Here is a 14,697-nt window from a genome sequence, read left to right as displayed (position 1 = left end):
TCCAGCTCTAGTCAACAATTGCTACCCATTATAACAAAGATTTCAGGATTGCTGTATCTGGAGGGTGATGTTATAGTGATCCCAAGTGGAAACGGCTTTGCCGTCCTTTTAAAGGACGGTACCGTTTTGGCTAGAAATAGAAGGATAATTTGTAGCGTGAAACATATAAATTCTTATATTTTTAAAAAAGGGGGAACCTCCCGGCCATGAAGAAATGGACCACCCGCGGCCTGATATTCAGTGCCTTATTCGCCGCTGTCATGATAGCTCTGAGTTATTTGAAAATCTCGCTGCCCTTCTCCACGGTACCCATTACCATGCAGACCCTCGCGGTAATGCTGGCTGGTTCGATCCTTGGGGCCCGTTACGGGGCGCTTGCTGTACTGATCGTGATCGGACTCGCCGCTGCCGGATTCCAGGTGATGGGCGGAAGCGGAGGATTGGCGGTCCTGGTTGGCCCTACCGCAGGATATATTTTCTCCTGGCCGTTCGTGGCCTGGCTGATCGGCTTTTTCGCCGAACGCATTAAGCAGGACCAATACACTTTCGTGAAGCTGCTGGCCGCTAACTTTATCTTCGGGGCATTGTTAGTTTATCCGGGCGGTGTGGGGTGGCTGGCCTATTCCACAGGTATGGATTCACTCGGCAAGGCATTGACGGCAGGCATGTGGCCGTTTCTTCCGGGCGACCTGCTCAAAGCAGTCTTGTGTTCGGCTGTAGTAACGGCGGTATGGAAGGTATATCCGATCGAACGTATCCTGAACAGTGACACAGGCGTCTGGGCTGAAGGGGACAACACAACCACAACTCGTTAACCGCAAGCTGCTAACCAATAAGTGCAAATGCTAACTGCAAGCCGTGTCTTGCTCAGCATAAATAGGCGAATTCATAGCCCCTGTGGCGTGGATTCGCCTATTTCGCGTTGTTTACAATAGGAATTCTGGGGGCGTTCATCAAATGTTAAGCGTGCTGTGGATAAAATGTGGATAACATCGTGGATAAATCTTTTTTCAGCAGAATCGCCCGCAGGACAAATTTGCTTTTACACGGTGACTCCAGCTCACCCATATGACTCCTCTGCTAATGTGAATCCCGTGCTGAAAGTGGGCTGGATGAGTAAATGAGAGGGATAAATCCCATTGGTGGGGCTGAAAATGAGCCGTATGAGTAAATTAAAGGGATAAATCCCGTTGGTGGAGCCGAAAGTGGGCCGGATGAGTAAATGAAAGGGATAAATCCCATTAGCGGGGCTGAAAATGAGCCGTATGAGTAAATTAAAGGGATAAATCCCGTTGGTGGAGCCGGAAGTCGGCCGGATGAGTAAATGAAAGGGATAAATTCATAGGTGGTTCTGAAAATGGGCCGGATGAGTACCAGATGAGGAAATGAGTGAATTGTTTAGGTTTATAGAGAGTAATATATTTCTTTTGTGGATAATATGTGGATAAAATGGGAGAGGGTTGCGAAGGCAGTGAAGTCGCAGAGGAATAGATGTGTTGGAGTACTAAAAGTAAAATGAGTGTACTTGAGGTGGCTACTTGATTTAAAGAACAAAAGTGAGCCTGCGAATGAAATGAGGAACACTACTGCACTTGACTTCACTACCCGAGTCACTTCTCACCTATAAAACAAATGCCGTCCCCCTAACAACAGGGACGGCATTATTCATCTTTACAGGCTTACTCCTCCGCGCAGGCATCGGCTGGCTTCGGCTCGGGCAGCGCCCAGACGGAGACGCTGCCGCCGTTCACCGGGAATACAGCCCAGCCGTCTTCGCCGATGGTGACGGACTCCCCGCGGTTATGGGTGAAATCCTCCCATACCTCTCCGCTGCGCGCTTCGCCCACGAACATCCGCTTCTCTCCGTTGTCTCCGTTGGAGATGACTACAGCGCAGCCGGAGCCTTCGATCTCCTGAACGCCGCGCCGGACCCAGCCGATAGTGTTCGGATGGTCGAAGTAATCGTCCTGCTCCCCGTAAGCTTTGGTGTAGCGTGCGCAGAGCAGAGGATCGATCGCGTCCTTCTTGCCTTCCATCGGGGCCGGGCCGCCGATGCCGTAATAATCCCCGTAGAAGACCACGGGATATCCGTCGCGCCGCAGCAGAATCAAGGCGTAAGCACTTTGCTTGAACCAATCGCCTACCCAGGATTCCAGCGCCTCATGAGGCTGAGAATCATGATTGTCGACGAAGGTGACAGCATTCGCGGGATGCGTCTGTACCAGCGTATCATCGAAGATATGCGTCAGGTCGAAATCCCGGCCTGCCAGTGCGGCGGAGTACAGCTTGTAATGAAGAGAGACATCGAATAGATCGATCTGGTAATCTACAGTGTTCAGGAATTCGCGGCAAGCTTCCAGATTGGAGTTCCAGAATTCACCGACGATGTAGAAGTCCTCGCCGCGCTTCTTTTTCATCTCCATGGCGAATTCCTTGATGAACTCGTGGTTGATATGCTTGATCGCATCCAGCCGGTATCCGCTGCATTGCAGCGTATCGACCAGCCACTTGCCCCAGTTCAACATCTCCTGCTTCACATCTGCATTGAGGTAATCAATGTTGGCGAACATCAGATAGTCATAGTTGCCGAATTCGGTATCCACATTCTCATTCCAGCCTTTATTCGTGCCGTCAATCCGGAAGACGCCGTTGCGGCCGTCCTTGGCATCGAAATCCGTTCCGTTGAAGTGGGTATGATTCCACTTGAAGCTGGAGTATTCATCCCCGCGTCCCGGGAAATCGAATTTAGTCCAGCCTTCAATCTCGAACGGCTCGGAGATATCCTTGGTGCGGTCGTTCGGGTCCACCTCAATGACCTCGAACACCTCCGTCTCATCCGCTCCGGCTTTATGGTTCATGACCAGATCCACATAGACCGCAATGCCGTTCTTCAGGCACTCGGCAATGGCATCGATCAGCTCTTGTTTGGTTCCGTATTTCGTGCGCACATCACCCTTTTGATCGAATTCACCGAGGTCATAGAGATCGTAGACTCCATAACCGGTATCTTCGGGCGAGACGGCCTTGGTCACAGGGGGAACCCATACCGAATCAATGCCAGCCGCCTTCAGCTCCGGGGCCATCTGGGCCAGCCGTTTCCAGTGTTCTCCGTCCGCCGCGACATGCCATTCAAAAAATTGCATCATAGTATGATTTCTCTTCATATAGGTAGGCCTCCTTTACATGGGTAAGACGACTCCGACAGTTATCTGATCTGGAGATTCTGGTAATACTGGCACTTCAGCAAGGAGTAGAAGAGATTTATGTAGACCTCTGTACATCAGTTGAATAAGTCCAGTTGGCGCGGGGCCAGCCCGCCGTCGATCCCAAGCATCGATTGCAGCTCCTGAGCATTGGGAGTGGCATCCCCGGCAGAATTATTATTAAATACCACGTAAATATTCTTACAGGTCTGTTCAAGCTCCAGCAGCCGGTCCCGCCACTGCGTTAACTCTTCGGTGCTGTAGCGGTACAGATAGCGAAGCTTGCGCCAGTCCGGGTGGCTGCTCTGATTCCAGCCTGCAGTGTTGCGCCCATGCAGCCGCACGTAGGTGAGGTCCGGCCGGGTGGCGACAGGGACAATCGGGATGGAGCCGGAGCCTGCCTGCGGCTCGTCGGCTATCGTATGAATCCAGCCTTCTTGCTTCAGGAACCCGAGGGTCCGCTCACGCATCTCAGGGCTGTACCAGGAATCATTACGGAATTCGATGGCAGCGGGCACATCCAGCAGCCGCTCCTTCGCGTCACGCAGGAAATCCACGTTGTCTTTGGTGCAGTCGAACCAGGGCGGGAATTGAAACAGTGCCATCGCCAGCTTCCCCGCTGAGCGGACAGGGGCGATAGAGGTATGGAAGGCCCGGTACATCTCCTCCGGCGTATCGTAGTAATTCTTTTTCCCCCGCAGATGTCCGGTCATTCCCTGATAAGCCTTCACAATGAACTGGAACGCCTCCGGCGTCTGGTTGACCCATTTCTCGTAATTTCGGACCGGCTGAACCGCGTAGAAGGAGCTGTCAATTTCCACAATGGGAAAATGGGCGCTGTAGGCGGGCAGGCGGTCGGCAGGTTTGATTTTGCCGTACAGCTCCTCATGGTCTCCGAAGCCGGTCAGCCCGATCTTGATCATAGAACCCCCTCCATGTCGCATGAACCTGAATTCTGCCGAACGGATCGGCTAACTCTTATTAAACTGAAAACCCGCCTATGCAAACAACAGGAGAACAGGAATGACGGAAATCAGTGCAGGGACAGGAAAGAACTGGAGAAAAGGGGCTATGGAAGCTGGTATCACCAAAAGAGTAGGCGGATATACCCGGCGGGTGCCATTTATTCAAATATAAGAATTTTTGTTTCACGCTATAAATTATCCTTCTATTTCTCGCTGAAACGGTACCGTCCTTTGAAAGGACGGCGAAGCCGTTTCTACTTGTTATGCAGAGGGAAAGCGTGAGGTGACGCGCGGGGCAGGAAAAGATGGGCTTCTCCTCCATCACATGGGCTTGAAGCGGGTGATGGAGGAGACGCCATACAGATGAACGCTATTGCGGCCGTTACGCTTGGAGGAGTAGAGGGCATGGTCTGCTTCCGAGAGCAGCTCCTCCAGTGAGATCGAACGGCGGAAGGCTTCAGTCACGCCGAAGCTGGCTGTGATTTTAATTGTTCCTGTGATGGTGGAAAAGGTGCTCTGCTCGATGTCCCTGCGGATACGCTCAGAGATCAGGGCTGCTTCCTTCAAGGGGGCTCCCGGCAGGCTTAAGACGAATTCTTCACCTCCGTACCGTCCGAAGACATCCCCCTCCCGGACATGCTGGCGGCATACGCTTACTACATGCTGTAAGGCCATATCCCCGTGATGGTGCCCGTAGCGGTCGTTAATGCTCTTGAAGAAATCGATATCCAGCAGGATGACCGAGAAGGGGGCGGCTGAGCCGGCAGCTTCCTGCAGCCGTTGCCGGCTCAGCTCCATGAAGTGGGTCCGGTTGTAGATGCCGGTCAGGCTGTCGATGGTGGCGAGCTGCAGCAGCTTGTCCTGGAGCAGGGTGCGTTCGGTAACATCAATCAGCATGATCATCCGCCCGGCAAGATGGCCGTCATGCTTCTGGACCGGAGAGGAACGGACCTGATAATAGCAGACTTCTCCGCCGGAATGCCATACCAGCTCCTGCTCCTCGCTGATCTGCGGATTGGAATTCATTACATAATCGACAGCTTCCTTGCCGGCAGGCAGGAAGAGCTGGGCCAGCGGGCGGCCGATGGCGGAGGCATCCAGATCCTCAAGCATCTCGGCAGCGGCCCGGTTATAATCCACCAGCTTGTCGGAGAGGTCCATAACCAGTACGCCGTCGCGCATGCTCTCGAACAGATTCTCGCGGGCAATCGGTGCGGCGGTCAGCATCCCTCTGGACAGAATGGCCCATATATACAGGGACGAGGTTACGCTCATCACAACGGGTACAGGGTCTGTTCCGTATGGAGTCAGGTCCATCAGATAGAGGAAGGCCCCCAGCGCAGGCAGGAATTGTCCGACAAAAATAATCAGCATCTGCCGCAGATAAGCCCGCCGCATCCGGCCCCAGCGCCAGAGGATCAGGCACATACCGGCCAGCATACAGCCGAAGGTCAGACTGCCCTGCACGATATACCAGGGTCCCATGACGATATCCACCAGCGGTGCAGGCGCGCCTTCCCGGAAGTAGATAGCCTTATAGAACAGGTGATGGGAGTCGTTGGTCCAGACAAGCACCGTGGAGATCACCGGGATGGAGTAGAGGAGGACCAGCAGTTTTCGGGAGACTAGCTTCTCTAAGCCCACGAAGTGCATGATCATCAGCAGACTGGAGGGCGCGATGTACGGCATTCCGAGATACTCCAGCTTGATCCAGAACTTAATCTGTTCCATCGAGTTCCCCGAGAGCTCGAGCGCGAAGGCGAATGTGTATACCGCCGAGGCGGCGGAGCTGACGATGAATGCGCGCAGGCCCGAGAAGTCAGTCTTCCTGTAAAAAGCAAACAGGGCGAGCAAGGCGTTCAGCACACCGGAGATCGAAACGATAATAATGTAGTTGGAAATCAGAGATGCCATGGGGAGCGCCTCCATGAATTGGGATAAGCATTGGACATTGTGAATAGTCTCCTGGACACAAAATGAAATGCAATGGCAACGCCGTTTTCACTTATAGTTATTTACTATTTTTATCGGCAATCAGCTCTATTATTTACACTGTAAGCGGCTCCCTAGACAAAGTGACGGAATTTCACAGTCTCAATGTTACGCTTTGTCTAATGTGGGATTCGCAGGCAACGTGTAACATGTTAATTAATCCTACATGAAATGATGAAGAGGACGAGAGTTAAGATAATTATGTGATGTTAATTAACATTGAATAGATTCAGGGATGGAGGGGGACTGGAGATGTCACTAGTAGCAGCAAAAATTCCTGAAATACAGCTGGAGCATGTCGAAATGCGTTACCAGACGGAGACGGCAGATGTGCTGGCCCTGCATCAGGTAAGTCTCGATATTGCCAAGGGGGAGTTCGTCTCCCTGCTGGGTCCTTCCGGGTGCGGAAAGACTACTCTTCTGAGGCTGATGGCAGATCTTATAACACCAACGGCTGGAAATATCATGGTGGCAGGCAAAAACGCCAAGGAGGCCCGGCTGGCACAGAAATACGGTATTGTGTTCCAGAGTCCGGTGCTGTATGACTGGCGGAAGGTCAAGCATAATATTACACTGCCGCTGGAGCTGCTGGGCGTCAAGAAATCGATCCGTGAGGACAAAGCGCTGGAGCTGCTTGATCTCGTGGGCTTGCAGGGGTTCGCCGATAAGTATCCCTGGCAGCTCAGCGGGGGGATGCAGCAGCGTGTAGCCATTGCCCGGGCGCTCTCCATGGAGCCGGAAATCCTGCTCATGGATGAACCGTTCTCGGCGCTGGATGAATTCACGCGCGAGCGGCTGAATGAAGAGCTGCTCTCCGTCTGGAGTAAGGTACAGAGCACGATTGTGTTCGTAACCCACAGTATTCCCGAATCGATCTTCCTGTCGGACCGGGTGTTCGTCCTGTCTCCGCATCCGGGCAGGCTCTCGGCGGTTGTCGATATTCCGCTGCCCCGTCCGCGTACGGCGGACATGAGGAACAGTCCGGAGTTCTTCGAGCTGATTGCCCGTATCCGCGACAGCTTCGAAGGGGTGTAGTGATGAAGCTGAGCCGTGCGTTAATGCGGAACCGTGCGCTACCGCTGTTTGTCTGGATCTGCGGCCTGCTGGTGCTGTGGGAGGCGGTCTCCTGGTGGCTGCTGCATGTGGCGAAGACGCCGCTGGCCCAGTCCAAGCTGCCTTATGTCCACGAGGTGGCGCTTACTCTGTGGCAGTACAGCGGCACCCTTCTCCGTGAAGGGGGAGCTACCTTCGGCAATGCCGGGGTGGGCTTCCTGATCGGAGCGCTCTCTGGAGTGCTGCTGGCCGTGCTGATGAGTCTCTCCCGGACGATAGAGCAGCTTGCCTTCCCGTATGCGGTTGCTTCGCAGATGATTCCGATTCTGGGGCTGGCGCCGATTATATACGGGATTGTGCGGGATGAGCAGCTGTCGCGGATCATCATCTCCGGCTATATCACCTTCTTTCCGGTGGCGTTGAATATGCTGCGCGGTCTGCGGAGTGTGGACCCCTCTGCCCTGGAGCTGATGCACTCTTATGCCGCTAAGCCGTGGGCTGTATATTGGAAGCTGCGCTTCCCGGCAGCGCTGCCGGGGCTGTTCAGCGGGCTGAAGATTGCAGCGCCGCTGGCTGTAACGGGTGCAATTCTGGTTGAGCTCATGGGTGCGCAGCGCGGGATCGGGGTCATTATGCTCCGCAATCTCTATTACGGACCCTCCCATACGTATATGTTCTGGTCTACGGTACTGGTTGGTGCTCTGCTGGGCATGGCCAGCTATTGGCTGATGAGTCTGGTGGAACGTCTGGTAGCCCCCTGGCAGCCGGAATTCCGTCCCCAAGGAGGCAGCCGCTAATGGAAAGTAATACGGTTCGCGAATTCCCGTCATCTAACAACGTTATTACGCCAGATACGGATCAAGGCGGAGATCCATGGAAATTCCTGAAATGGCTGAACCCCGGGTTTGTGCTGCCGCTGCTTGCCGGAGCTTTGTTCCTGCTGCTGTGGGAGCTCCAGATCTTTCACCGCATCTTCGATCTGAAGAAATATCAGCTCCCCTTGCCCTCCGCCATCGCTGAAGCGATGCGGGACAATCTCAGTCTGCTGCTCTCTTATACAGGGTATACCCTCACTGAAGCCGTTCTTGGTATGCTGATCGGCTCCGGCTGCGGCTTCCTGATTGCCTTGGCTGCTACGGCCTGGCCCCGCTGGGGCGGCGGCAGTCTCACGATGGTAGCTGCACTCAATGCCGTGCCCATTGTGGCGCTTGCCCCTATCATGAACCTGTGGTTCGGGGACGGCATCGGCTCGCGGGCGGCAATTGTGACCGCGACCACTATGGCGGCTATGGCGATCAATGCCTACAAGGGCATGGCGGCTGTGGACCCGCTGGCGCTGGACCTGATGCATTCCTATGCGGCAGGCAAACGGGCGGTATTCCGCCATCTGCGGATTCAGAACAGTCTGCCTTATGTATTCACCGCCTTGAAGATCAACGCTACCGCGAGCATGATCGGGGCGATTGTCGGAGAGTTCTTCTTCTCCTCGCGGGGGCTGGGTTATCTGCTCTCGAATTCCATCAAGGTGGCGAAGATGCCGCTGGGCTGGTCTTGCATCGTGCTTGCCGCGGTTGCCGGAGTAATCTTTTACCTGGTCGTAGAGCGGCTGGAGAAGGTGTTTATCAAGTGGCACCCTTCCCGGCGTACGTAGCGTGTAATTCCTGCATAGGGCAACAAGAACGCAATCATACTGTGTTAGGCCGTCTTACAAAAAAATGATTGGTAGGGGGAGTTGCTATGATGAAGGGCAAACAGAGCAAATATCGTGGAGGATTATGGCTTGCGGCGACTCTAATGCTGATCTCGCTGCTTGCGGGCTGCGGCGGCAACAACAACGCCAGTCCCTCCGGAGCAGAAGCGACTGCGGGGAATGCGGCGGCAGCTTCACCGGAAGCTGCGGCAACCACAGAACCGGCGGCTGAGCCGGTTACCGTGAAGCTGCAGCTCAAATGGGTGCCGCAGGCCCAGTTCGCAGGGTACTTCCTGGCGCAGGACAAAGGGTATTATGCGGCGGAGGGCCTGAAGGTTGAGATTCTGCCGGGCGGGCCGGATATCGTGCCTGAGCAGCAGGTGGCCGGCGGTTCGGCCGATATCGGGGTGGACTGGGTGGCGAGTCTGCTGACCAGCCAGGAGCAGGAGATGCCGCTGGTGCAGATCGCCCAGATTTTCCAGAAGAGCGGGCTGGTGCTGGTATCCAAGAAGGAGGCGGGCATCACTACACCGACTGAGCTGAAGGGCAAGAAGGTGGGCAACTGGATGGGCGGCAATGAGTTTGAGCTTCTGGCGCTTTTTGATAAATACAAGCTGGATTCAGGCAAGGATCTGAACTTCACCAAGCAGGGCTTCACGATGGACCAGTTCCTCGGCGGTGAGCTGGATGCGGCCTCGGCCATGACCTATAACGAATATCAGGTGGTGCTGGAGTCAGGCATTAAGGCAGAGGACCTCAGTGTTATCGACATGAATGACGAAGGTGTGGCGATGCTCGAAGACAATCTGTTCGCCAATAAGGAGTGGCTGGAGGGCAACAAGGAGACGGCGGCCAAGTTCGTCCGCGCTTCTCTGAAGGGCTGGGCGGATGCGATTGCTGATCCCGAAGCAGCTGTGGACAGTGTGATGAAGCTTGCGGAAGCGGGCAGTACAACCCGGGAGCATCAGCTGACGATGATGACAGAGGTTGCCAAGCTGATCCAGCCGGAGGGCTTCGATGCTTCCAAGCTGGGCTATACGGATGCTGCCGCCTTCCAGCAGACTGCCGATATCGCGCTGAAATTCGGGGTCATCAAGACGGCTTCCAAGGTGGAGGAGGCTTACACGAACGAGATTGTGGAGATGGCGGCGAAATAACAGGCAACAGGATTCCTTCATAGCTGAAGCAGATGGCCGCCTGGTAAGGCGGTCATCTCTTCTAGGGTAGCGGACGAACACAGGAAAAGAGGTGCGGACGATGACACTGCTCACGGGGCAGGCCAGTAAGGTGAAGAACTATATAAATGGAGCTTGGGTGGAGTCCTCCTCCGGGCGGCAGGAGGAAGTGTTCAACCCGGCGACCGGCGAAATCATTGCCTATGTGCCGATCTCCAGCCGGGAGGAGCTGGATGCAGCCGTGCGGGCAGCTTCCAGAGCTTATTCCGAGTGGAAAAGAGTCGCCGTCCCGCGCCGGGCCCGCTATTTCTTCCGGTACCAGCAGCTGCTGTTACAGCACAGCAAGGAGCTGGCGGAGCTGATCACGCTGGAGAACGGTAAAAGCCTGGAGGAAGCGCTGGGAGAGGTGCAGCGCGGCATCGAATGCGTGGAATTCGCCGCCGGCGCTCCCACGCTGATGATGGGCAGCCAGCTGCCGGATATCGCGACAGGCGTAGAGTCCGGCATGTACCGCTATCCCCTGGGAGTTGTGGGCGGCATCGCCCCGTTCAACTTCCCGATGATGGTGCCCTGCTGGATGTTCCCGCTGGCGGTAGCCTGCGGCAACGCCTTTGTGCTGAAGCCCTCCGAGCGGACACCGCTGCTGGTGAACCGGCTGGCCGAGCTGTTCGCAGAAGCGGGCTTCCCGCCGGGGGTGCTGAATGTGGTGCACGGGGCGCATGAGGTGGTGGATGGCCTGCTGGCGCATGAGGAGGTGAAGGCGGTCTCCTTCGTCGGCTCGCAGCCGGTGGCGGAATATGTCTATAAGCAGGGGACTGCGCACGGCAAGCGGGTGCAGGCGCTGGCCGGCGCGAAGAATCATTCGATCGTGCTGAAGGATGCCGATCTGGACCATGCGGTGAAAAATATCCTGTCCGCAGCCTTCGGCTCGGCGGGCGAACGGTGCATGGCCTGCGCTGTAGTGGTGGTGCAGGAGGACATTGCCGATGAGCTGGTGAGCCGGATCGCTGCGGCCGCAGATGGATTGAAGATCGGGAACGGCAAGGAGGAGGGTGTGTTCCTGGGCCCGGTCATCCGGCAGGCGAACAAAGACCGGACGATTGATTACATTGAAGCTGGGCTTGACGAGAAAGCGGTGCTGGTGCGGGATGGCCGCAAGGATGCTGCGGCTGCGGGCAACGGCTATTTCCTGGGCCCGACAATCTTCGATCATGTGGTACCGGGTATGAAGATCTGGCGTGACGAGATCTTTGCGCCGCTGCTGTCAGTGGTGCGGGTGAAGAATCTGGCGGAGGCGATAGCGGTCACGAATGAGTCGCCCTTTGCCAACGGGGCCTGCATCTATACTGACAGCGCCAGGGCGGTCCGTGAATTCCGTGAGGAGATCGATGCGGGGATGCTGGGTGTCAATCTGGGCGTACCTGCGCCGATGGCATTTTTCCCTTTCTCAGGGTACAAGAAATCGTTCTATGGAGATCTGCACGCGAACGGCCGTGACGGTGTGGAGTTCTACACCCGCAAGAAAATGATTACCGCGCGTTACTAAAAGAAGGAAAGCCAAGGAGGAGAGTGTGCCGTGCAGAGTCTGGGCAAAGAAAGTGAGCTGGCGGTTAAGAAGGACCAGCGGTATTTGTGGCATAATATGACTCCTTACAGTGAGCAGCATCCGCCGATGATTGCCGCTTCCGCAAGCGGTTCATGGGTTACCGATATCGACGGCAACACATTCCTGGACGGCATGTCTGGCCTGTGGTGCGTGAATGTGGGGTACGGGCGCAAGGAGCTGGCGGAGGCGGCGTACAACCAGCTGCTGAGCCTGCCGTATTTCCCGCTGACGCAGAGCCATATGCCGGCCATCGCGCTGGCCGAGAAGCTGAATGAATGGCTGGAGGATGAGTATGTCATCTTCTTCTCCAACAGCGGCTCGGAAGCGAACGAAGCAGCCTTCAAAATCGCCCGCCAGTACCAGCAGCAGACCGGCCAGCCTGACCGCCATAAATTCATAGCCCGCTACCGGGGCTATCACGGAAGCTCGCTGGGCGCCCTGGCGGCGACCGGGCAGGCGCAGCGCAAGTACAAGTACGAGCCGCTGGGCGGCGGGTTCCTGCATGTAGCGCCGCCGGACAGCTACCGCCGTCCGGCCGGCATGAGCGAAGAGGCGTTCAACCTCCAGTGTGCGCAGGCGATTGAGGATATGATCGTCTGGGAAGGCGCAGAGTCTGTAGCGGCGGTAATTATGGAGCCGGTCATTACCGGCGGGGGCGTAATCGTGCCGCATCAGGTCTATATGGACCGGGTGCAGGAGATCTGCCGGACCTACGGCGTATTGCTGATTATCGACGAGGTGATCTGCGGCTTCGGGCGGTCCGGCCGCAAGTTCGGACACCACAATTTCGGGATCAAGCCCGATATTGTCACAATGGCGAAGGGGCTGACGAGCGGCTATCTGCCGTTATCGGCTACCGCTGTGCGCAAGGAGATCTATGAGGCCTTCAAGGATAACAGCGATGACTACGGGCATTTCCGGCATGTGAACACCTTCGGCGGCAATCCGGCTGCCTGTGCGCTTGCCCTGCGCAACCTGGAGATTCTGGAGCAGGAGCGGCTGGTCGAACGCGCCGGAATTCTGGGCCGCAGGCTGGAAGGCGGGTTCGCTGGGCTTCTGGAGCATAAGCTGGTTGGCGATATCCGCAGCTTCGGGCTGGTCCTGGGGATTGAGCTGGTGGCGGATAAGGCCACCAGAGTGCCTGCTGAGCTAAGTGTGGTTAAGGGAATTATTGCCGACTGCAAAGCCAAGGGGCTGATTATCGGCAAGAACGGCGATACGGTGGCTGGCTTCAATAATGTGCTCACCTTCGCTCCGCCGTTATCCTCGACGGATGAGGATGTGCAGTTCATCATCGATACCTTCACAGCTGTGCTGAACGGGAGCTGGGCAGAGTGAATTTCTCCGGGTACAGGAACTGGTAGGCGCGCAGGGCGACCTGAATGGAGATCCGGTTCTCCGGGAGCATGAAGTCCTCGCCGAGCAGCTCGGTGATTTTGTCCAGCCGGTAGTAGAGGGATTGCCTGACGATGAAGAGGCTGCGGGCGGCGATCTGCTTCGACCCGTCATGATCGAGGTAGACGCGCAGCGTCAGCAGCAGTTCGCTGCCCTTCGCCTCATCGTGGTCAATCAGCGGGCCGATATAGCTGCGGATGAAATTCTCCAGCGTCTTGCCGTCGTTCAGGCTCAGCAGCAGCTGGAAGACGCCTAACTCCTCATACATGAGGACCGGCTTCTGGTAACAGGAATGGAGGGACAGCGCTTGTACAGCTTCCTGGTAACCGGCATGAGCATGCTTCAGGCCCTTGTGGGACTTGCTGACTCCGATGACGAGCTGCAGGTCCTTCAACTTTTCATCCGCACGGATATGCTGCAGGGAATCAAGCGCCTGCTGCAGGCGCAGCTTGCCGGGCAGCTTGGACTGGATATCCAGTGCGATGACGGTCAGCCGGTTGTTCTTCAGGGTGATCAGCGGCCGGAGGGAATACTTCTCGAAGATGGAGCGCAGAATGAGCGAAAGATGGAAGGTGATGGATTCCCAGTCATTCTCCGAGCTGTTCCATTTGACATCCCGGGGATTCTCAATCTCGATCAGACAGACCCGGTAGGGCAGCTCATTGACCAGGTTGAAGTCCGGGCCGACCAGCCCCTTGAGCCGGTTGTCGTCCTGAGTGCGTCCAGAGGCCAGCTCATCCACCCACAGATTCTCCGAGAACAGCTTCCGCTCCTCCATGTACCGCGTGCGCAGCAGCTCCTGTGCGATGGATAAGGAGGCGGAATCGAGCAGCAGACAGTCGAATTCCTGCGGCTTGTGATTACAGACCATCAGGATATAGGCCCAGGTCTGATCCAAGGCTCCAACGGGCTTCACGGCGATGGTCTTGTGGCCGTATTCGCGGATATAGGGGGCCGCCTCGGGCTGTACCCCTTCCATCTCTTCGCTGAAGGTCTCGAAGAAGCCCAGCAGCGGGCGCTGCTCCTCGGGCGCGAGGGCCGGGAAGAAGAGAGGTTTACCTTGCAGGTGCATATAGAGAATCTGTGTGCGGGTGCTTTTACATAACAATTGCAGGACCTTAAGGGTCCCCTGGGAGGTTAGGGTCAGCCGGTGGAATTCGCGGGAGATGCTCTCCAGCTCTTGCAGCATCCGGTGATGGCGGTTGATGATGAGAGAATGCAGATCGAGTGTAATGTCGACGAACCGTACAGTGCGGGTGAATTGGATCAGCGGAAAATCATGCAGGTTCGCCAGATTGATCATCTCCTGCGGAATGGCACTGAAGTAGGCTCCCAGCTCAATGCACAGGCAGGCGGCGTTCTTATCAATCAGATTCTGCATGAAGGACAGGGCGGCGTCGAGATCCGTGCTTGCGCTCATTCCGGTAGTCAGAATCATCTCTTCCCCGTGAATCAGACTCTCCAGGCTCGCGCTCTCCAACACATGCACCCAGCGGACTGCCCGGTTCAGGCCGTTTCTTCCCCCGATCAGCTCAGCTTCAGCGAACAGCGGCCGCTTCAGCGCGTCGCGGATCGTAAATACAAGTTCAAAGTCCATAAGCTTCCCCCTCGTTAACAT

Annotated in this window: 11 protein-coding genes; 7 read left to right on the top strand and 4 right to left on the bottom strand. The window is 56.1% G+C overall.

Annotated features, from left to right (window positions below):
• The first annotated feature begins 206 nt into the window (after positions 1–206).
• Complete coding sequence (locus MKY12_RS29945; RefSeq protein WP_076086432.1) at positions 207–815, top strand: biotin transporter BioY; 609 nt, start codon at positions 207–209, stop codon at positions 813–815.
• An 864-nt stretch (positions 816–1,679) separates the two neighbouring features.
• Here MKY12_RS29945 and MKY12_RS29940 read toward each other — a convergent pair.
• The 3 genes from MKY12_RS29940 to MKY12_RS29930 all read right to left on the bottom strand — a co-directional run bounded on the left by MKY12_RS29940 (position 1,680) and on the right by MKY12_RS29930 (position 6,082).
• Entirely contained in the window at positions 1,680–3,164 is a 1,485-nt protein-coding gene (locus tag MKY12_RS29940) for an alpha-amylase (RefSeq protein ID WP_339311923.1), read from the bottom strand.
• Between the two features lie 116 nt (positions 3,165–3,280).
• The gene (locus MKY12_RS29935; protein WP_339311922.1) at positions 3,281–4,126 is read right to left on the bottom strand and encodes a DUF72 domain-containing protein; all 846 of its coding nucleotides are present in this window, start codon (positions 4,124–4,126) and stop codon (positions 3,281–3,283) included.
• 363 nt (positions 4,127–4,489) lie between these two features.
• Positions 4,490–6,082, bottom strand: coding sequence for a histidine kinase N-terminal 7TM domain-containing protein (locus MKY12_RS29930; protein WP_339252051.1), 1,593 nt, complete (start codon positions 6,080–6,082; stop codon positions 4,490–4,492).
• 330 nt (positions 6,083–6,412) lie between these two features.
• Here MKY12_RS29930 and MKY12_RS29925 point away from each other — a divergent pair, with 330 nt between their 5' ends.
• The 6 genes from MKY12_RS29925 (at position 6,413) to MKY12_RS29900 (ending at position 13,022) form a co-directional block, all read left to right on the top strand.
• Positions 6,413–7,195 (top strand): ABC transporter ATP-binding protein, encoded by a 783-nt coding sequence (locus MKY12_RS29925; RefSeq protein ID WP_209868620.1) that lies wholly within the window; start codon positions 6,413–6,415, stop codon positions 7,193–7,195.
• Positions 7,196–7,197: 2 nt separating this feature from the next.
• On the top strand, positions 7,198–8,010 hold the full coding sequence (locus MKY12_RS29920) for an ABC transporter permease (protein ID WP_036728194.1): 813 nt from the start codon (positions 7,198–7,200) through the stop codon (positions 8,008–8,010).
• Positions 8,010–8,864, top strand: a complete 855-nt coding sequence (locus MKY12_RS29915; protein WP_051478257.1) for an ABC transporter permease — start codon at positions 8,010–8,012, stop codon at positions 8,862–8,864. Before MKY12_RS29920 ends, MKY12_RS29915 begins: the two co-directional genes overlap by 1 nt.
• Before the next feature lie 86 nt (positions 8,865–8,950).
• Entirely contained in the window at positions 8,951–10,060 is a 1,110-nt protein-coding gene (locus MKY12_RS29910; RefSeq protein WP_339252047.1) for an ABC transporter substrate-binding protein, read from the top strand.
• Between the two features lie 100 nt (positions 10,061–10,160).
• Positions 10,161–11,624: a CoA-acylating methylmalonate-semialdehyde dehydrogenase gene (locus MKY12_RS29905; protein WP_339252045.1), complete on the top strand. Its 1,464-nt coding sequence runs from the start codon at positions 10,161–10,163 to the stop codon at positions 11,622–11,624.
• A 30-nt stretch (positions 11,625–11,654) separates the two neighbouring features.
• Positions 11,655–13,022, top strand: a complete 1,368-nt coding sequence (locus MKY12_RS29900) for an aspartate aminotransferase family protein (protein WP_339252043.1) — start codon at positions 11,655–11,657, stop codon at positions 13,020–13,022.
• Here MKY12_RS29900 and MKY12_RS29895 read toward each other — a convergent pair.
• On the bottom strand, positions 12,988–14,676 hold the full coding sequence (locus MKY12_RS29895; RefSeq protein ID WP_339252041.1) for a PucR family transcriptional regulator ligand-binding domain-containing protein: 1,689 nt from the start codon (positions 14,674–14,676) through the stop codon (positions 12,988–12,990). The two genes, MKY12_RS29900 and MKY12_RS29895, sit on opposite strands and share 35 nt — an antisense overlap.
• Between the last annotated feature and the right edge of the window lie 21 nt (positions 14,677–14,697).

This window comes from Paenibacillus sp. FSL M7-0896 (assembly GCF_037975415.1).
Taxonomy (GTDB): Bacteria; Bacillota; Bacilli; order Paenibacillales; family Paenibacillaceae; genus Paenibacillus_AQ; species Paenibacillus_AQ silagei.
This window is presented reverse-complemented; position numbering and strand designations above follow the sequence as displayed.